Annotated in this window: 17 protein-coding genes; 11 read left to right on the forward strand and 6 right to left on the reverse strand. The window is 66.3% G+C overall.

The features are described 5' to 3' along the window. The first annotated feature begins 36 nt into the window (after positions 1 to 36). From LRC39_RS11245 to LRC39_RS11255, 3 genes are all read left to right on the forward strand, one after another. Positions 37 to 774 (forward strand): competence/damage-inducible protein A, encoded by a 738-nt coding sequence (locus tag LRC39_RS11245; protein WP_264055278.1) that lies wholly within the window; start codon positions 37 to 39, stop codon positions 772 to 774. 159 nt (positions 775 to 933) lie between these two features. Further along, on the forward strand, positions 934 to 1455 hold the full coding sequence (gene gpt, locus LRC39_RS11250) for a xanthine phosphoribosyltransferase (protein WP_164571590.1): 522 nt from the start codon (positions 934 to 936) through the stop codon (positions 1453 to 1455). A gap of 106 nt (positions 1456 to 1561) precedes the next feature. Beyond that, positions 1562 to 2236 carry a hypothetical protein gene (locus LRC39_RS11255; protein ID WP_346297308.1) on the forward strand — a complete coding sequence of 225 codons (675 nt, stop codon included), beginning with the start codon at positions 1562 to 1564 and terminating at the stop codon, positions 2234 to 2236. Positions 2237 to 2428: 192 nt separating this feature from the next. Here LRC39_RS11255 and LRC39_RS11260 read toward each other — a convergent pair whose 3' ends face one another. Then, a complete protein-coding gene (locus tag LRC39_RS11260; RefSeq protein ID WP_164636152.1) occupies positions 2429 to 3451 on the reverse strand; it encodes a methionine synthase in 1023 nt (340 codons plus the stop codon). A gap of 150 nt (positions 3452 to 3601) precedes the next feature. On the opposite strand from LRC39_RS11260, the gene LRC39_RS11265 reads away from it, so the two are divergent. The 6 genes from LRC39_RS11265 to LRC39_RS11290 all read left to right on the forward strand — a co-directional run bounded on the left by LRC39_RS11265 (position 3602) and on the right by LRC39_RS11290 (position 9063). Continuing rightward, positions 3602 to 4321: a glutathione binding-like protein gene (locus tag LRC39_RS11265; protein ID WP_346297309.1), complete on the forward strand. Its 720-nt coding sequence runs from the start codon at positions 3602 to 3604 to the stop codon at positions 4319 to 4321. Positions 4322 to 4543: 222 nt separating this feature from the next. Continuing rightward, positions 4544 to 5164 carry a 2-hydroxychromene-2-carboxylate isomerase gene (locus tag LRC39_RS11270; RefSeq protein WP_346297310.1) on the forward strand — a complete coding sequence of 207 codons (621 nt, stop codon included), beginning with the start codon at positions 4544 to 4546 and terminating at the stop codon, positions 5162 to 5164. Then, on the forward strand, positions 5164 to 6138 hold the full coding sequence (locus LRC39_RS11275) for an NADPH:quinone oxidoreductase family protein (RefSeq protein ID WP_346297311.1): 975 nt from the start codon (positions 5164 to 5166) through the stop codon (positions 6136 to 6138). Before LRC39_RS11270 ends, LRC39_RS11275 begins: the two co-directional genes overlap by 1 nt. A 92-nt stretch (positions 6139 to 6230) precedes the next feature. Continuing rightward, positions 6231 to 6698 carry a MaoC family dehydratase gene (locus LRC39_RS11280; RefSeq protein ID WP_346297312.1) on the forward strand — a complete coding sequence of 156 codons (468 nt, stop codon included), beginning with the start codon at positions 6231 to 6233 and terminating at the stop codon, positions 6696 to 6698. Positions 6699 to 6716: 18 nt separating this feature from the next. Continuing rightward, positions 6717 to 7634 carry an SDR family NAD(P)-dependent oxidoreductase gene (locus LRC39_RS11285; RefSeq protein WP_346297313.1) on the forward strand — a complete coding sequence of 306 codons (918 nt, stop codon included), beginning with the start codon at positions 6717 to 6719 and terminating at the stop codon, positions 7632 to 7634. A gap of 193 nt (positions 7635 to 7827) precedes the next feature. After that, entirely contained in the window at positions 7828 to 9063 is a 1236-nt protein-coding gene (locus LRC39_RS11290; RefSeq protein WP_346297314.1) for an NAD(P)/FAD-dependent oxidoreductase, read from the forward strand. Between the two features lie 10 nt (positions 9064 to 9073). On the opposite strand, the gene LRC39_RS11295 is transcribed toward LRC39_RS11290, so the two are convergent. From LRC39_RS11295 to LRC39_RS11310, 4 genes are all read right to left on the reverse strand, one after another. Then, on the reverse strand, positions 9074 to 9382 hold the full coding sequence (locus LRC39_RS11295; protein WP_346297315.1) for a hypothetical protein: 309 nt from the start codon (positions 9380 to 9382) through the stop codon (positions 9074 to 9076). An 11-nt stretch (positions 9383 to 9393) separates the two neighbouring features. Further along, a complete protein-coding gene (locus LRC39_RS11300) occupies positions 9394 to 10050 on the reverse strand; it encodes a TetR/AcrR family transcriptional regulator (protein WP_346297316.1) in 657 nt (218 codons plus the stop codon). A gap of 103 nt (positions 10051 to 10153) precedes the next feature. After that, positions 10154 to 11971, reverse strand: a complete 1818-nt coding sequence (locus tag LRC39_RS11305; protein ID WP_346297317.1) for an ABC-F family ATP-binding cassette domain-containing protein — start codon at positions 11969 to 11971, stop codon at positions 10154 to 10156. Between the two features lie 10 nt (positions 11972 to 11981). Next, the gene (locus tag LRC39_RS11310; RefSeq protein WP_107346561.1) at positions 11982 to 12458 is read right to left on the reverse strand and encodes a YaiI/YqxD family protein; all 477 of its coding nucleotides are present in this window, start codon (positions 12456 to 12458) and stop codon (positions 11982 to 11984) included. Between the two features lie 101 nt (positions 12459 to 12559). Here LRC39_RS11310 and LRC39_RS11315 point away from each other — a divergent pair, with 101 nt between their 5' ends. Together LRC39_RS11315 and LRC39_RS11320 are read left to right on the forward strand one after the other, a co-directional pair. Then, positions 12560 to 13360: a hypothetical protein gene (locus LRC39_RS11315; RefSeq protein WP_346297318.1), complete on the forward strand. Its 801-nt coding sequence runs from the start codon at positions 12560 to 12562 to the stop codon at positions 13358 to 13360. A gap of 193 nt (positions 13361 to 13553) precedes the next feature. Then, on the forward strand, positions 13554 to 14768 hold the full coding sequence (locus LRC39_RS11320; protein ID WP_346297319.1) for an ABC transporter substrate-binding protein: 1215 nt from the start codon (positions 13554 to 13556) through the stop codon (positions 14766 to 14768). Positions 14769 to 15004: 236 nt separating this feature from the next. On the opposite strand, the gene LRC39_RS11325 is transcribed toward LRC39_RS11320, so the two are convergent. Further along, on the reverse strand, positions 15005 to 17380 hold the full coding sequence (locus LRC39_RS11325; protein WP_346297320.1) for a xanthine dehydrogenase family protein molybdopterin-binding subunit: 2376 nt from the start codon (positions 17378 to 17380) through the stop codon (positions 15005 to 15007). Positions 17381 to 17616: the final 236 nt, after the last annotated feature.

Here is a 17616-nt window from a genome sequence, read left to right on the forward strand (position 1 = left end):
TCGCCGGCAGGTAGCAGCGGGGAAACGGAAGCATTCATGAGCGAGATCGTTACGGCGGGTATCCTGGTGATCGGCGACGAGATTCTGTCGGGCCGGACCAAGGACAAGAACATCGGCTTCATCGCCGAGTACCTGACCAACATCGCGATCGATTTGCGCGAGGTTCGCGTGGTGGCCGACGACGAGGCCGCGATCATCGAGGCGCTGGACGCGTTACGCAGCCGCTACACCTACGTGTTCACCACCGGCGGCATCGGACCGACCCATGACGACATCACCGCCGACTGCGTCGCCAAGGCGTTCGGCGTCGAGATCGGCTATCACCCCGAGGTGGTGGCCCGGTTCCGCGAACGGTTCTCCGAAGCCGAGCTCAACGAGGCTCGGCTGCGGATGGCGCGGATCCCGGATGGCGCCGAGCTGATCCAGAGCGCGACCATCATCGCGCCTGGTTTCAAGATCGGCAACGTCATCGTCATGGCCGGCGTGCCGTCGATCATGCAGGCGATGATGGACATCGTGGCGCCGCGGCTGAAGTCCGGCGTGCGGATGCTGTCGGAGACGGTGAAGGCCAACGCGCGCGAGGGCGACATCGGCGGCCCGCTGCGTGAGATCGCCGCCGCGCATCCGGATACGATGATCGGCAGCTATCCGTTCCTCGACGAGGAGCGCAAGCCGAACACCAATCTGGTGGTGCGCTCGCGCGATCCGGAAAAGCTGCAGCAGGCGATGGCCGCCGTGAAGCAGATGCTGGCGGACCTGCAGGCCCCAAAGTGAACCAGGACAAGTAGGTCCCGTCATCGCGAGGAGCGGAACGACGAAGCCATCCAGAACCGCGTGCACCGTGGCTCCGGATTGTTTCGCTGAGCCGGTGCTCAGGACGGCGCAATACGCCGATCCGGGTGCGCGCAATGACGGAATAGTCGGAGTGAGTGGATGACGCAAAGCGAACCGAGTGAACAGAAGCGGGCAGGGCGTCCGTTTCCGGTGTCATGGGATCAGTTTCATCGTGATTGCCGGGCGCTGAGCTGGCGGCTCAACGAACTCGGGCCGTTCCATGCGGTGATCGCCATCACCCGCGGCGGTCTGGTGCCGGCCGCGATCGTCGCGCGTGAGCTCGGCCTGCGGGTGATCGACACGGTGTGCATCGCCAGCTACGAGCACGACAAGCAGGGCGAGCTGCAGGTGCTCAAGGGCGTCTCCGATCAGACCGCCACGCTGGGCGGCGGCACCGGCAAGGGCCTGCTGATCATCGACGACCTGGTCGACACCGGCAAGACCGGCCGGATGGTGCGGTCGATGCTGCCCGACGCGCATTTCGCGGCGGTCTATGCCAAGCCGAAAGGCCGTCCCTTGGTCGACACCTTCATCACCGAAGTGTCGCAGGACACCTGGATCTTCTTCCCCTGGGACACCGGGCTGAGCTTCCAGCCGCCGCTCAAGGACGGGGCGGGTTGAAGCAAACACACCGTCATTGCGAGCGAAGCGAAGCAATCCAGTTCCGAGCACGAACCGTCTGGATTGCTTTCTCGCTTTGCTCCTCGCAATGACGCGCGGAGGGACCATGCCGCTGCAAAACCGCGTGACGCCGTTCGGCGAGATCGTCGCGGTGGCGAGCCGCGGAATGTTCACCGGCAATCGCGGCATCATCCATGATCCGGCAACTAAGACGCTGCTGAACAGGCGCTGGTCGAGTCCCGCTTGGATCACGTGCACCTGCGAGTTCCGCGGCCGCCGCCGCGACGTGATGGCGACGCGGAGCTGGACCGAGCTGTTCTTTCTCGACGAGGCGACCGCGCTCGCGGCCGGGCATCGGCCTTGCTACTACTGCCGCCGCACCGACGCGAATGCCTTCGCCGCCGCCTGGGCGCGCGGCAACGGGCTCGAGCAAGTCAGCGCCAAACAGATCGACGCCACATTGCATCGCGAACGGCTCGACGGCAAAGCCAAGCGACTGCATCCACTGGCATGCGCGGTGAGCGAGTTGCCGGATGGGGCGATGGTGGTGGACGGAAAGCACGACGATGCCAGCGTCCACGATGGTAGCTGCACCGGCATTGCCTATCTGGTCACGCGGGGCGTGCTGCTGCAGTGGTCGTTTCAGGGTTATCAGCCGGTCGAAGCGGTGGTGATGGACGGCTTGCAGGATCTTCTCGTCCTCCTCACGCCACCATCCACGCTAAGGGCTCTTGAAGCCGGCTATCAACCCGCACTGCATCCAAGTGCACGCACAAACTAACCACGTCATTCCGGGGCGCTCGCGCAGCGAGCGAGCCCGGAATCCATACCCCCTGTGCATGTGATTGAGCACTGCGGCGCGGGCTTCGAGCTACATTTTCACTGGGGGTATGGATTCCGGGTTCGCGCTACGCGCGCCCCGGAATGACAAAAGAGCGGGCAATAATGCGTTGCGCTCGGCGAGTTAAGCTCACTACGCAAACCGCTGCCGTGCCAATTCCGCTCCCGCGCCGAGCGCAAATAGCTTTGCCTCGGCGATCTCCCGCCGCATCGGGGCCATGCCGCAGTTTGTGGTGGCGATGATGTTGCTCTTCGGCACGTGCTGCATCACCGCTTCGATCGTGGCGCAGACGTCTTCGGCGGTCTCGACCTCGTCGCTGGCGACATCGATGACGCCAGCCTGGACGATCTTGCCCTTCAGCAGCGACAACAGTTCCAGCGGCACTTTCGAATTGCGGCATTCGACCGCGACCTGCTGGATCGAGCTGGCGTCGATCGCCGGGAAGATGTCCTCGTATTGCCGCCACTCGGCGCCGAGCGTTTCCTTCCAATCGGTGTTGGCCTTGATGCCGTAGCCGTAGCAGATGTGGACGGCGGTGGCGCAGGTCAGGTCCTGCGCGGCGCGCTCCAGCGCCTTGACGCCCCAGTCGGCAGCCTCGCTCATGTAGACATTGAACGCCGGTTCGTCGAACTGGATCATGTCGATGCCGTCGGCCTGCAGCGCCTTGGCTTCCTCGTTGAGCAGCTCGGCGAAGGCGAACGCCATCTTGACGCGGTCGCCGTAGTAGCGATCGGCGATGGTGTCGATGATCGTCATCGGGCCGGGCAGGGTGAACTTGATCTTGTGGGTGCTATGCGCGCGCGCGATCTGCCCTTCGAAGCCGTGAACGCGGCCCTTCAGCCGCAGCGGCGCCACCACCTGCGGCACCATCGCTTTGTAGCGATCGTTGCGGATGCCCATTTCGACCTTGTGGGCGAAGTCGATGCCCTCGACGGCTTCGAGGAAGCCGTGAACGAAATGCTGCCGCGCCTGTTCGCCCTCGGTGACGATGTCGATCCCTGAGTCTTCCTGCAGCTTCAGCGCCAGGATGGTGGCGTCGCGCTTGGCGCGAAGCAGCTCAGCGCCCGTCGATTTCCACGGCGCCCACAGCTTGTTGGGCTCGGCCAGCCATTCCGGTTTCGGCAACGAGCCGGCGATCGTGGTCGGAAACAGCATCGTGTTCTCTCCCTGCAGCCTGACATGGGCCTGATTGACGCCCTCTGTGCCACGTCCGCGGCGGGGCGTACAGCAGTGCGAGACCGAGGTGACAAGCCGGCCGAAGCCGGGCTAGGATCGACGCAAACCCGTCAAGAGGACCCTGCCGCCATGATCGATCTGTATTACGCGCCGACGCCGAACGGCTGGAAGATCTCGATCATGCTCGAAGAGTGCGGCCTGCCTTACAAGGTGGTGCCGATGCAGCTCGGCCGAGGCGATCAGCACCAGCCGGAATTCCTCAAGCTCAGCCCCAACGGACGAATGCCGGCGATTGTCGATCACGCGCCGACTGGCGGCGGCGCGCCGCTGTCGGTGTTCGAGAGCGGGGCGATCCTGATCTATCTGGCGGAAAAATCCGGGCAGCTGATGCCGACCGAGACGCGGGAGCGGTTTGAGGTGATGCAGTGGCTGATGTGGCAGATGGCCGGGCTCGGGCCGATGCTCGGGCAGAACGGCCACTTCCTGCTGTATGCGCCGGAGAAGATTCCGTACGCGATCGACCGCTACAGCCGCGAAGCGAAGCGGCTGTACGGCGTGCTCGATCAGCGGCTGGCCGATCGCGACTATATCGCCGGCGACTACTCGATCGCCGACATCGCCTGCTTTCCCTGGATCATGACCCACAAGGCGCAGGGCTTGACGCTCGACGACTATCCCAACATCAAGCGCTGGTACGCGACGTTGCGCGCCCGGCCCAAGCTGCAGGCCGGTCTCGCCCTCGGCAAGGAGGACAAAAAGCCGATGGACGAGCAGGCCCGCAAACTGCTGTTCGGCGTCGACAAGCCGGCGCATGCGGACGCCCAGGCGCAGAGCGCGCAGCAGCAGTGATCGCCGCTTATACAGCTTCGGCGTTCGTCATTCCGGGGCGCGCGGCGAAGCTGCGCGAGCCCGGAATCCATACGCTGCAGCGTTGGCGGTTGAGCAGGGCATCGGTTGCGCTGTGCTTGATCGAGAGGCCAGGGAGTATGGATTCCGGGTTCGCTCGCTGGTGCGAGCGCCCCGGAATGACGAGTTGAGAGACAATCAATAACAACAATGGAGGAAATCCCGATGCTCGAATTCTTCTTCGACTGCTCCAGTCCGTGGACGTATCTCGCCTTTCACAACATCCAGCCGCTGGCGAAGGAGTTGGGCGAGGAGATCATCTGGCGGCCGATCCTGGTCGGCGGCATCTTCAACTCGGTCAATCCGAGCGTGTACGAATCCCGCAAGACGCCGGTGCCGCTGAAGGCGCGCTACATGGTCAAGGACCTGTCGGATTGGGCGCGCTCGGCGGGCCTTCCGATCAAGATGCCGCCCAGCGTGTTTCCGGTGAACAGCGTCAAGGCGATGCGCGGCTGTCTCTGGTTGCTGCGCGACAAGCCCGACGCGATGGTGCCGTTTGCGACCGCGGTGTTCGAAGCGTACTGGGGCGACGATCAGGACATCTCCAAGGACGACGTGCTGACCGCCATCTGTGCTCGGTGCGGCCTCGACCCGCAGGCATTCTTCGCCGCGATCGGGGAGCAGAGCATCAAGGACCAGCTTAAGGACAATACCGACGAGGTGATGGCACGCGGCGGCTTCGGCTCGCCGACCATCTTTGTGGACAAGACCGATATGTATTTTGGTAACGACCGGCTGCCACTGGTGCGCGAGGCGCTGGTGCGCCGCAAGGCGGGTGCCGCCTGATGCCGAAGGCTGTGGTGTGCCGCGAACTCGGACCTCCCGAGTCGCTGCGGCTGGAAGAGATCGAACGCAAGGACTTGAAGCCCGGCGACGTGCGGGTTGCGATCCGCGCCGCCGGCATCAACTTCCCCGACATCCTGATGTGCGCCGGTGAGTATCAGCTCAAGCCGGAGCTGCCGTTCATTCCCGGCATGGAAGCGGCCGGCGAGATCATCGAACTCGGCGCTGATGTTGCAAACGTGAAGCTCGGCGATCGGGTGATCGTCAAGCTTCGGTTCGGCGCCTATGCCCAAGAGGTGGTGGCTGCGGCCTCGCAGCTCACGCCGGCGCCGGCGAATTTCGATTTCGCCGAAGCTGCGACTTATCTGGCCGGCCACGGCACCGCCTGGCACGGGCTGGTCGAACGCGGCCAGCTGCAGCCCGGCGAAGTTCTGCTGGTGCATGGCGCCGGCGGCGGCGTCGGGCTCGCGGCGGTTGAGGTCGGCAAGTATCTCGGCGCCACCGTGATCGCGGCGGCGTCGAGCGAAGAGAAGCTCGCGGTGGCGCGGCAGCGCGGCGCCGACCACGGCATCCTCTACGGCGCCGAACCGTTCAAGGATGCGGTGAAGCGCATCACCGAGGGCCGCGGTGCCGACGTGGTGTTCGATCCGGTCGGCGGCCAGATCTTCGAAGACAGCGTGCGCTGTATCAATTGGGGCGCGCGGCTGCTGGTGGTCGGCTTTACCGGCGGCATTGGGCTCGCGCGCACCAATCTGATCCTGATGAAGGGCGCGAGCGTGATCGGCGTCCGTGCCGGCGAGGCGGTGCGGCGCGATCCGGCGCGCGGCGAGCAGCGCACCGCCAAGCTGCTCGAGCTTGCCGCCAACGGCGTGCTTCGGCCCAACGTGTCGCATCGCTTGCCGCTGTCGGAATGGGCACCGGCGATGCGTTTGCTGATCGACCGCAAGGCGATCGGCCGGGTCGCGCTGCTCCCGTAATACGGAATTTTCACCTACCCGCGGCAAGCGAAGATTTCGCTTGGCGCGGGTTTCGCGATGTGGAATGTGCAGCGCGGAACAACGAGGTTGGAATGAGCACTGAACTGGAACTCGACGCCTATATCAAGCTCGTCGGCACCGAGATCGGCGTGTCGGAATGGCATGTGCTCGATCAGACGCGGATCGATCAGTTCGCCGACTGCACCGAGGATTGGCAGTACATCCACGTCGATCCCGAGCGCGCCGCGCGCGATACGCCGTTCGGCACCACGATCGCTCACGGCTTCCTGACGCTGTCGATGCTGAGCGTGTTCTCCTACGAGGCGATGCCGAGGATCAAGGGCGTCACCATGGGCGTCAACTACGGCTTCGACCGGCTGCGCTTCATCTCGCCGGTGAAGGCGGGATCGCGCGTGCGCGGCCGCTTCATGCTGGCGGAAGCTACTGTGCGCAAGCCTGGCGAATTGTTGTCGCGTACCAGCGTCAACGTCGAAATCGAGGGCGAGAAGCGCTCGGCCCTCGTGGCTGACTGGCTCGGCCTGATCTACTTCGAACAATAATCCGGGGAAGCAACACACATGGCTATCAGGTTCGACGGACGCGTCGCCATCGTCACCGGCGCGGGCAACGGTCTCGGCCGCGCGCATGCGCTGGGTCTCGCGGCGCTCGGCGCCAAGGTGGTGGTGAACGATTTCGGCGGCGCGCGTGACGGCACCGGCGGTTCGATGACCGCCGCCGAGACCGTGGTCGAGGAGATCAAGAAGGCCGGCGGCACCGCGATGGCCGACGGCGCCGACGTGTCGAACTACGAACAGGTCCAGGCGATGGTCGCCAAGGCGACCAAGGAGTGGGGCAGCGTCGACCTGCTGGTCGCCAACGCCGGCATCCTGCGCGACAAGTCGTTCGGCAAAATGGAGCTGAGCGATTTCCAGAAGGTGATCGACGTGCATCTGGCCGGCACGTTCTACTGCTGCAAGGCGGTGTGGGACGGCATGAAGGAGCGCAACTACGGCCGCATCGTGCTGACCACCTCGTCGTCGGGCATGTTCGGCAATTTCGGCCAGGCCAACTACGGCGCCGCGAAGGCCGGCATCGTCGGGCTGATGAACGTGCTGGCGCAGGAAGGCCGCAAGACCGACATCCGCGTCAACACCGTGTCGCCGACCGCGGCGACCCGCATGACCGAGGAACTGCTGCCGCCGCAGGCGCTGCAGCTGATGAAGCCGGAGGCGATTACGCCCGCGGTGCTGTTCCTGCTCAGCGAGAACGCGCCGACCCGCACCACGCTCGGCGCCGGCGCCGGCTCGTTCGCGCAGATCAAGATCATCGAGACCGAGGGCATCAACCTGCCGGAGTCCGAATGGACCCCCGACGCGATCGCGGCGCACTTCGCCGAGATCTGCGACGACTCCAAGGCCCAGGCGCTCGAAGGTGCGTTCCAGCAGACGCAGAAGTACGTGGCGCAGGCCGCGGCGAGGCTCGGCATCAAGATGTAAGGGGCTGCGGCTCGGTTTGAGTCGCAGAACAGCTCCGGATTCCGGGTTCGCTCGCTGAGCGCGAGCGCCCCGGAATGACGCATTATCTCTCCACGAGTCATTCCGGGCCACGCCGAAGGCGTGAACCCGGAATCTCTACGCCGATCCCGGTTCGTGTATAAGCGCCGGATGATTTTCATCGCAGGCAGCCGTGGTGGCTGACATTCTCGACATCGACGCCGCCGTGATCGGCGCCGGGCCGGCCGGGCTGATGGCGGCCGAGCAGCTCGCGCTTGGCGGCATGCGTGTCATCGTGTTCGACGGCATGGGTGCACCGGCGCGGAAGTTTCTGCTGGCCGGGCGCGGCGGCCTCAACCTCACGCACAGCGAAGCACTACCGGACTTCCTGGCGCGCTACGGTGCCGCGCAGGCTCACCTGACCCCGGCGATCGAGGCGTTCGGCCCCGAGCAACTGCGCGCCTGGGCCGATGATCTCGGGCAGCCGACCTTCGTCGGCTCCAGCGGGCGGGTGTTTCCGGTGGCGATGAAGGCCTCGCCGTTGCTGCGCGCCTGGCTGCGCCGGCTCGATGCGCAGGGCGTGCAGCTCCGCTTGAAGCATCGCTGGACCGGCTGGGACGGCGAGGGGCGGCTGTCGTTCGACACACCGGACGGCCCGCGCAGCATCGCGGTGCGGGCGATGGTGCTGGCGCTCGGCGGCGCCAGCTGGCCGCGGCTCGGTTCGGATGGAAGCTGGAGCGATCTGCTCGCCGCCAGAGGCGTCACGATTGCGCCGCTCGGGCCAGCGAATTGCGGCTTCGTCGCGCAGTGGTCGGCGCTGTTCGCGGACAAGTATCAGGGCGCGCCGCTGAAGAACGTCGCGTTGTCGTTCGGCGCACGCGCCGTACGCGGCGAGGCGGTGATCACCCGCGACGGCATCGAAGGCGGCGCGATCTATGCGATCTCGGCAGTGTTGCGCGATGCGATCCTGGCGCACGGCGAAGCGAAGCTGTCGATCGCGCTGCGGCCAGATCTCACCGCGGCTGATCTCGCGGCGCGATTAGCGAAGCCGAGGGGCAAGCAGTCGCTGTCGACGTATTTGCGCAAAGCCGCGGGGCTGTCGCCGGCCGGCATCGGTCTGCTGCAGGAAGCCGCGCATGGAACGGGCGTTGCGCTGGCGACGCTGCCGGCCGATCAGCTCGCCGCGCTGATCAACGCCGTGCCGGTGCGCTTAGTTGCCACCGCGCCGATCGCCAAGGCGATCTCGAGCGCGGGCGGCATTGCGCTCGGTGAGATCGACGCGGACTACATGCTGTGCAAACTGCCCGGCGTGTTCGCCGCTGGCGAGATGCTCGACTGGGAAGCGCCGACCGGCGGCTATCTGCTCACGGCCTGCTTTGCGACCGGCGTGATGGCCGGCCGCGGCGCGCTGCGCTGGCTGCAACGCGCCTGACGCCGCGTGGTTATTGCGTCACGACCGGACGGTTCGCCCGGCTATGCGTCGCGTCGCTGTGGCGGTTCGGGAACATCACCAGCGAGCAGGCCTGGCTGAGCTGGGTGCGCTTGGCGATCAGGCAGGCGGTGATGGCCGGCACATCGGGAATTTTGGAGCGGCACAGCCGCACCACGTCGGGCCTGCAGGCGCGGCGTTCCTCCGGTGTACCCTGCGCCGAGGCCGCGTTCACCGTCACGGTCGCGCACAGCGCTGCGGCCGCGAGCGAGGCGATGCGGAACCTGAAGCGGCGAGCGGAATGATCGGCTGAAGCAGTCATGGTCTGGTCCTTCACGAGGTGGGGGAATGCAGAAAGGTCGCGACGATGCTGCGCGCCAGCAGGGATGGCGCTTCGGCGGGGGCGATGTCCGGCGCGATCTCGTTGAGCAGCACCGGCACCGAGTGCGGCTGATGCACCGAATTGCTGAGCAGCAGGAAGAACAGCGCCGGATGCGGCGTCCGCACCACGCCGCAATCGATGCCGGCCTGCACCAGGTCGCGGATCGACAGATAAGCGGGCCGGGCGAGCCGATCGATCAGCAGCGCGGCGCGCTCCGGCGTTTCAGCGGCGTGCTGCGCGACGAATTGGCGGACTTCCGGATGGGCGATGCCGAAGGCCACGAAGGTCTCGATCGCCTCGCGCAACCGGTCGTAGGCCGGGCGATCGGTTTCGGTGGAGAGCCTTGTCATCACCGCCATGATCGGCGCGGCCTCCTGGGTCACCGCGTCGAGGCAGGCGAGCCACAGCGCGGCCTTGTCGCCGAAATGGATCCGGATCAGCCCGGTGTCGACGTCAGCGGCTTTGGCGATGCTGCGCAGATCCGCGCGCGCAAAGCCGAGTTCGGCGAAGGCGCGAGTCGCGGCGGTGAGCAGGGCGGCGCGGCCGCTCGGCGCCCCGGAGGGGCGGCGGCCACGTGGGCGAGGGGGAGGGGTCGGAGCGGCTGTCATGGCTAATATCTACAGATGTAGATATAAACTCAAGCACGTGCAGAGTCAACCGCTCGGTCGGTGCGGTGATTAAGTACCGTTCAAAGCTTCGGAAGAGGCCCGGTCAGGCGCTTTCGATCTCTTCGCGCAGCATCTCCAGCTCGAGCCAGCGCTGCTCGGCGGCGTGCAGCTCGTCGTGCGCCTTGGCCATCGCGGCCGAGACCTTGTCGAACTTGGCGCGGTCCTTGGCATAGAGCTGCGGATCGTCGAGCTGCTTCTGCAAGCTCGCGATCTCGGCTTCCAGCTTGGCGATGGTCTTCGGCAGCGTCTCCAGCGCGTGCTTCTCGTTGAAGCTCAGCTTGCGCTTCGGCGCAGGCGCGGCGGCGGGCGAGGGCGCCGCCTTCGCGGCCGTCGGCTCGGCCGCGGCGGCCTTGGCCGGCTGCCGGGTCAGGTCGGCACCGCGCTGCGCCAGCATGTCGGAATAGCCGCCGGCATATTCGATCCATTTGCCGCCGCCGTCCGGCGCGATCACCGAGGTGACGACGCGGTCGAGGAAGTCGCGGTCGTGGCTGATCAGGATCACTGTGCCGTCGTAGTCGCCGAGCATCTCCTCGAGCACGTCGAGGGTTTCGAGGTCGAGGTCGTTGGTCGGCTCGTCGAGCACCAACAGGTTCGACGGTTTCGCCAGCGAGCGCGCCAGCATCAGCCGGCCGCGTTCGCCGCCGGACAGCGCCTCCAGCGGGGTGCGGGCCTGTTCCTGAGTGAACAGGAAGTCCTTCATGTAGCCGATCACGTGGCGCGGCTTGCCGCCGACCATCACCTGGTCGCCGCGGCCGCCGGTCAGCGCGTCGCTGAGCGTCGATTTCGGATCCAGGCTGTCGCGGCTCTGGTCGAGCGTAGCGACCTCCAGATTGGTGCCGAGCCGCACCGTGCCGCTGTCCGGGGCCAGCGCGCCGGTCAGCAGGCTGATCAGCGTGGTCTTGCCGGCGCCGTTCGGGCCGACGATGCCGACGCGGTCGCCGCGATTGATCCGGATCGAGAACGCATCGACGATCGGCCGGTCGCCCCAGGCCTTGTTGATCGACTTGGCTTCGATCACCAGCTTGCCGGACTTGTCGGCTTCCGCAGCGGCGAGCGAGGCGGCGCCAGTTGGGCCGCGATAGTCGCGGCGCTGGGCGCGCAATTCGTGCAGCCCGGCGAGCCGCTTGACGTTGCGCTTGCGGCGGCCGGAGACGCCGTAGCGCAGCCAATGCTCTTCCATCACGATCTTGCGGTCGAGCTTGTGCTGATCGCGTTCTTCTTCCGCCAGCACGTCGTCGCGCCAGCTTTCGAACTGCGAGAAGCCGCGGTCGATCTGGCGGATCACGCCCCGGTCGAGCCAGGCAGTGGCGCGCGACAGGTTGGTGAGGAAGCGGCGATCGTGGCTGATCATCACGATCGCGCATCTGCGCTGGGCGAGATCGTTTTCCAGCCATTCGATCGTGGTCAGGTCGAGATGGTTGGTCGGCTCGTCGAGCAGCAGGATATCGGGATCGGGTGCGAGAATTCGCGCCAGCGCCGCGCGCCGGGCTTCGCCGCCGGAGAGGTTGGCCGGGTTCTCGTCGCCGTGCAGGCCGAGCTGCTCGAGCAGATAGGCGGCCTGATAGTGATCGTCGCCCGGCGCGAGCCCGGCCTCGACATAAGCCAGCGTGGTGGCGAAGCCGTCGAAATCCGGCTCCTGCGGCAGATAGCGCACGGTGGCGCCGGGCTGCACGAAGCGGCTGCCGCGGTCGGGCTCGATCAGGCCGGCGACGATCTTCAAAAGCGTCGACTTGCCCGAGCCGTTGCGGCCGATCAGGCACAGCCGGTCGCCGGCGGAGACGGCGAGCTCGACGCCGTCGAACAGCGCGGCGCCGCCGAAGGTCAGCGCGATGTCTTTCAGTTGGATCAGCGGCGGCGCCATGGTCGGTCCATCAGGTCGGAGCGGCCCTGCGGCGCGCGATCCTGCGGATCGCGCTGTCGAGCGCCGAAAGAAAGGTGGAGCGGTCGCGCGGCGAAAACGCGCGCGGGCCGCCGGTGATCTCGCCGGTCGAGCGCAGATCGGTCATCAGATTGCGCACCGCCAGCGTCATGCCGATCGACTCCTCGGTGAACGGCTTGCCGTTCGGAGCGATCGCGGTGGCGCCCGCTTTGACGCAGCGGCTCGCCAGCGGAATGTCCGCGGTGATGACGATATCGCCCGGTTTGATCCGCTCCGCAATCCAGTCGTCGGCCGCATCCATGCCGGAACCGGCGGCGACGCGCTCGATCAGCGGATGCTGCGGCACCCGGATGAAGCCGCCGGCCACCACCGTCACCGGAAGATGGTGACGCTCCGCCACCTTGTACACCTCGTCCTTCACCGGACAGGCGTCGGCGTCGACATAGATGCGGGTGAGGGCGTCGGTCATCGGGCGGTGTGCGGTTCTCTGGGCGGCCTTGCGTTGCCGGCGCAGTGGCGTAGCATCGCCGGCAACGATCGCCAACAAGATCGGGCCAACCGGGAGACACCATGGCCGCATCGCTTGCGCCCTGGCGCGTCAGCGCCTTCAACACCGCCAAACAATCCGAAAACAAGATGCACGACGACACCGTGGCCCGCCGCTTCGGCTTCACCGGCGGCCTGGTGCCGGGGGTCGAGGTGATGGCCTATATGATGCATCTGCCGGTCGCCCGCTGGGGCCGGGACTTCCTCGAGCGCGGGCTGATCGAGGCGCGGTTCGTCAAGCCGGTGTACGACGGCGAGACCGCGACGGTGACGGGCGAGCAGCAGGGCGAAGCCATCACGCTCGCGGTCGAGAGCCGCGGCGAGCTCTGTGCCACCGGCAGCGCATCACTGCCGGCGCAGGCGCCAGCGGTCGATCTGTCCGTCTATCCGAAGACCGCCGCGGCGACGACCCGGCCGCCGGTCGGTGCGGAGTCGTTTCCCGAAGGCCACTGGTTCGGCACCGCACCGGTGAGCTGGGGCGGGGCGAAGCTCCGCGCGTATCTCGACGAGATCCGCGAGACCGACCCGATCTACCAAAGCGATGACTTGATCCATCCCGGCACGCTGCAGCGGATCATGAACCGCGTGCTGGTCGACAATGTCGTGCTCGGGCCGTGGATCCATGTCGGATCGAAGATGCAGTTGCTCGCCGCGGCGCGCGGCGACGACGTGCTCACCGCGCGGGCCAGGGTGGTCGCCAACTACGACAAGAAGGGCCACCGCTTCGCCGAATTCGACGCGCTGATCGTGGCGAATGGTGACCGGCCGGTGGCGCATTGTCACCACGTCGCGATCTTCGCCCCGCGGCAGCAGGCGGCCGCGTAGCAGACGTTATTCCGTCAGGCGGATGGCGGGCGACGTCATGCGACGTTCTGCCCCTCTCGCCTTGCAGGCGAGTGCGGCGAGAATGCTTGCCGACGATCACAGCAACCAGGAGGGCGGGGGCACATCCATTCATGCGCGGGAGCCGGCGATACGGCCGAACTGATAACAAATCAAAAAATCATCCGGAGGAAACATGACACTCGTTCAACGGGCGGCGGCGATGATGCTGGCCGCGCCGCTGCTGCTCGGCGTACCCGCCTTCGCGCAGCAACAGGCTCCGCTCAAGATCGGTCTGCTCGGCGACTTCCAGTCGGTGTATTCCGACATCGGAGGCCAGGGCAACGTCGAAGCCGCCAAGATGGCGATCGAGGAAATGGGCGGCACGATGTTCGGCAAGCCGATCGAGTTCATCTCGGCGGACGTGCAGAACAAGCCCGACATCGCCGCGTCGCTGGCGCGCAAATGGTACGAGAACGAAAACGTCGACATGATCGTCGACCTGCCGACCTCGGCCACCGCGCTTGCCGCGATGGAAATGTCGAAGAAGTTCGAGAAGATCATGATCGTCACCGACGCGGCGTCGTCGGACATCACCGGCAAATCGTGCTCGCCCTATACTGCGCACTGGACCTACGACACCTATTCGAACGCCCACACCGTCGGGTCGGCGATCGTCAAGAACGGCGGCGACACCTGGTTCTTCATCACCGCGGACTATCTGTTCGGCCATTCGATCGAACGCGACACCGGCGAGGTGGTGAAGGCGGCGGGCGGCAAGGTGCTCGGCAGCGCGCGGCATCCCCTGAACAACGCCGACTTCTCCTCGTTCCTGCTGCAGGCGCAGTCGTCGAAGGCCAAGATCATCGGCATGGCCAATGGCGGCGGCGACACCATCAACACCATCAAGCAGGCGGCGGAGTTCGGCATCGTCACCGGCGGCCAGAAGCTCGCCGGCATCGTGATGTTCATCTCCGACATCCATAGCCTGGGTCTGAAGATGGCCAACGGCCTGATCATCACCGAGGCGTATTATTGGGACCTCAATGACCGCACCCGCGAGTTCGGCAAGAAGTACTTCGAACGCATGAAGCGGATGCCGACGATGAACCAGGCTGCGACCTACAGCGCGACACTGCACTATTTGAAGGCGGTGAAGGCAGCGAACAGCAAGGATACCAAGACGGTGCTGGCGAAGATGCGCGAACTGCCGGTGCGCGACGCCTTCACCGACAACGGCTTCCTCCGCGAAGACGGCCGCATGGTGCACTCGATGTTCCTGTTCGAGGTCAAGAAGCCGGAAGAATCAAAGGCGCCGTGGGACTACTACAAAGTCCTCGCCGAAGTCCCCGGCGACCAGGCCTTCCGCCCGCTGAAAGACGGCGGCTGCCCGCTGGTGAAGGCGGAGTAGAGAGCAAAATCCTGACGACGAGGCAGCGTCCTCGCAGCACAACAGACGTGGTCGCCGGGCTCGACCCGGCGACCCATCTTCTTCGATAAGTGCTGTCAGTTGCGCGCTACGCGCGCGATGGATGCGCGGGCCTTCGCCGCGCCGGAGCGGCTACGGCCGCGCAGGCGGGTCGAGCCCGCGCATGACGCTTCGTAGCGAGGCTCGCCCGACAAAAATGCCGATGGCAGCGGCGGCGCCTACGCCGCCGTTTTCGCTTTCGCCTCATGGATCGCCCGCCAGACCTTCTCCGGCGTCAGCGGCATGTCGAGCGTCGTCACGCCGTAATCCTTCAGCGCATCGAGCGTGGCGTTGACGATGGTCGCAAGCGAGCCGGCGCAGCCGGCTTCGCCGCAGCCCTTGGTGCCGAGCGGATTGGTCTTGGCCGGCACCGGGTGGTCGCCGACCGTCATCAGCGGGATGTCCTCGGCGCGCGGCAACGCGTAGTCCTGCAGCGAGCCGGTGATCGGCTGGCCGTCGGCGTTGTACGAGATCTTCTCCATCAGCGCCTGGCCGATGCCTTGGGCGACGCCGCCATGGAGCTGACCGGCGACGATCATTGGATTGACCACGGTGCCGAAATCGTTGACCGCGGTGTAGCGCACCACGCGGGTGACGCCGGTGTCCGGATCGATCTCGACCTCGGCGACATGGCAGCCGTTGGGGAAGGCGGAGGGGACGCCTTCGGTGGTGTGATCGACGTCGAGCGAGGAGGGGACGCCGTCCGGCAGCTCGGCGCCGCGCAGCCGCTGCGCCAGGTCCATGATGCCGATGCTGCGGTCGGTGCCGGCGACGGTGAAGCGGCCGTCGGCAAATTCGATGTCGGCTTCGGCGGTTTCCAAGAGATGCGCGGCGGCGCTCTTGCCCTTGGCGATCACCTTCTGCGACGCCTCGACGATTGCCATGCCGCTGGCGGTGATCGAACGCGATCCGCCGGTGCCGTTGCCGGTGTGGACGATATCGCTGTCGCCCTGCTCGAGCCGGATGCGTTCGAACGGCACGCCGAGAAACGTGCTGAGCACCTGCGCGAACGGCGTCGCATGGCCTTGGCCGTAGTCGAGCGTGCCGGTGATCAGCCGCACCGTGCCGCCTTCTTCGAACACGATCTTGCCGAGTTCGGGGTTCGGCGGCGCCGTCACTTCGAGATACGAGCCGACCGCGATGCCGCGCAGCTTGCCGGCCTTGCGCGCGTCCTTCTTGCGCTTGGCGAAGCCGTCATAGTCGGACTGTTCCAGCGCCTGTCCGAACACGCCGGCGAAATCGCCGCTGTCATAGGTGACGCCGGAGCAGGCGGTGAACGGCATCTGCGTCGGCTTGATGAAGTTGCGCTTGCGCAAGGTGAGGCGGTCGATCCCCATCTCGTCGGCGGCGCGATCGATTAGCCGCTCCAGGAAGTAGTTGGCTTCGGGCCGGCCGGCGCCGCGATAGGCGCCCATCAGCGTGACGTTGGTGACCACGCACTTGATATCGACGCTGAGCAACGGCGTCCGGTACACGCTGCCGATGTTCTTGCCGGTGTTGAGCGACAGCGGCAGCGGCGCGACGCCGGTGATATAGGCGCCGAGATTGCCACTGCCGGACAGGCGGATCGCCAGGAAGCGTCCGCCGGCATCCAGCGCCAGTTCGGCGCGGATCTGCTGGCCGCGGCCCTGGCTGTCGGACAGAAAGCTGGTCGAACGCTCGTCGGTCCACTTCACCGGGCGACCGAGTGCCTTGGCGGCGTGCAGAATGCAGATGTACTCGGGGTAAGAGATGTTCTTCATCCCGAATGAGCCCCCGACCTGGCCGGTCAGCACCCGCACCTTGTCGGTCGGCACGCCGAGCAGTTTGGCCAGCGTATTGCGGTTGCCGGAGACGCCCTGGGTTGGCAGCTGGATGGTGTAGCGGCCGTTTTGCTGATCGTAGGAAGCGAGCCCGACCCGCGGCTCCATCGGCACGGCGGCAACGCGGGTGTTCTCGATATCCAGCGTGGTGACATGCGCGGCCGCGGCGAAGGCTGCGTTCACGGCCGCGGTGTCGCCGAAGTGATAGTCGAGCGCGACGTTGTTCTCGATGTGATCGTAGAGCTGCGGCGCGCCTGTCTGCATCGCGGCTTCTGCATCGGTGACGGCGGGGAGCGGGTCGATGTCGAGTTCGACCGCTTCGGCGGCATCGCGCGCCTGCGCCAGCGTCTTGGCGACCACAAACGCGACGGGCTCGCCGACGAAGCGCACCTTGTCGGTGGCCAGCGCGCCGTGATGGGTTTGCTTCAGCGGCGTGCCGTCGCGGCTCTTGAGCGGCAGGCCGGAACTGAACGGCGCGTAGCCGGCGACGGCGAGGTCGGCGCCGGTGTAGATCGCGCAAACGCCGGGCATTGCCTTGGCGGCCTCGGTGCCGATGCCGCGGATGATGCCGTGCGGATGCGGACTGCGCACCATCACGGCGTAAAACTGCCCCGGCAGATTGCAGTCGTCGGTGTAGCGGCCCTTGCCGCGCAGCAGCGTCTCGTCCTCCTTGCGCCGGACCGGCTGGCCCACGCCGAATTTGTGCAGCGCGAGGGAGGTGTCGAGCGACGCGTTGGCGGGGCGGTCCTGCATGAGGCTGAGTTCCGGCTTGAGAGGCGCGCGGGACGGGGAAAGGCCGCGTGGGGCGGCGTTTTTGCGCGGGGAATGTCAGTGCTGATAGTCCCAACGGATAGCGCAGCCGCCCACACGCCACAACGCACGAAACCGCATGCTTCGCCCGCAGGTGGGTTGCGCCGGGGCGGTGCGCTGCTAAACTTTCCGTGAATGATGATTTCGACGTCGGCCGTGCACGGCCGCGGAAAGACGAA

Origin of the sequence: Rhodopseudomonas sp. P1 (genome assembly GCF_039642825.1) — a bacterium.
Classification (GTDB): Bacteria; Pseudomonadota; Alphaproteobacteria; order Rhizobiales; family Xanthobacteraceae; genus Rhodopseudomonas; species Rhodopseudomonas palustris_H.